Source organism: Streptomyces sp. H27-C3 (genome assembly GCF_030063415.1).
Taxonomy (GTDB): Bacteria; Actinomycetota; Actinomycetes; order Streptomycetales; family Streptomycetaceae; genus Streptomyces.
The window spans coordinates 1-958 of record NZ_JASITA010000118.1; the positions used below are offsets into that span (position 1 = coordinate 1).

The following is a 958-nucleotide window of genomic DNA, read 5'->3' on the forward strand; positions in this document are numbered from 1 at the left end:
CGGCGGTCAGCCAGGCGGCGAGAGTGTCGGCGAGCGCCACGCGCAGCAGTAGGAGCAGGGTCAGGGCGGAGGTCGCCGCAAGCATGGCCAGACCGGTCTTGGCCATGCGGGAGGCCAGGGCAACGGCCTGGGGCTTGATGCGGCGGCCCTCATCGACCCGGTGGAGGCAGACCGGCCCGATGAGGGCCCCGGCACTGGCCGCCCCCAGCACGACGGCGGTGACATACAGGGTGCGGTCGGTGTCGCTGAGGTCGGTGAACGCCGGCTGGAACACGGCGATGAGCAGGAAACCGAAGAGGATCTGCACGCCGGTCTGGGCCACGCGCAGCTCTTGCAGGAGGTAGGCCCACATCCGGTCCGCGCGCTCCTCCGAGGTCTCCTCACGCCCGCGCCGCTGAGCGGGAAGAGCTGGGGTGCTGTCTCGGCGACCCCCGGTTTGCCGGGCCATGCCACTCCCTCGCCGAAATTTCTCTTATAGGACACTTTCCCACGATTGCGCAAAATGGGTTGGTCTCGCAGGGAGGAGTTCCGACGCGGACACCACCTACGCTGGAGATACGCGCAACGCTCGTCGGGAGGTGCGCCATGGCCCGCGCTCACCGCTTCCACCTGGACGTAGCCGATCACTCCGTCACGGTGCTGACACGACACGACACACGCGAGACGGAGCTGCTCGTGGACGGCAAAGTGGTCGGATACCAGCGAGTACAGGCGAGGCACCGCAGGCCCAAGATCACGCTCACCGGTGAGCTGCCCGGCGACCCACCCCAGCCCTTCGACATCACCCTGCACACCAGTGAGCCCCTCGGCGACGCCCCCACCTGCATACTCGAGCTCGCCGGGCGCATGCACCCCATGCCCCAGATGCCTCCAGGCCGAGTGTCACCCGTCCCCCACGACCTGTCCCTCCATCCACTGCGCCAGATCCGCAGACTCCTGCGCCGGCGCACCCCGCGCC

General features: G+C 68.9%; 2 protein-coding genes. One reads left to right on the forward strand and one right to left on the reverse strand.

Features of this window, described 5'->3' with window-relative positions; genetic code table 11:
- Window positions 1-448 (reverse strand): DUF6328 family protein (locus tag QMK30_RS38320; RefSeq protein ID WP_283522948.1); only part of this gene is annotated, 448 nt, incomplete at its 3' end.
- A gap of 137 nt (window positions 449-585) precedes the next feature.
- On the opposite strand from QMK30_RS38320, the gene QMK30_RS38325 reads away from it, so the two are divergent.
- On the forward strand, window positions 586-958 hold a 373-nt coding region (locus QMK30_RS38325; RefSeq protein WP_283522949.1), incomplete at its 3' end, for a hypothetical protein.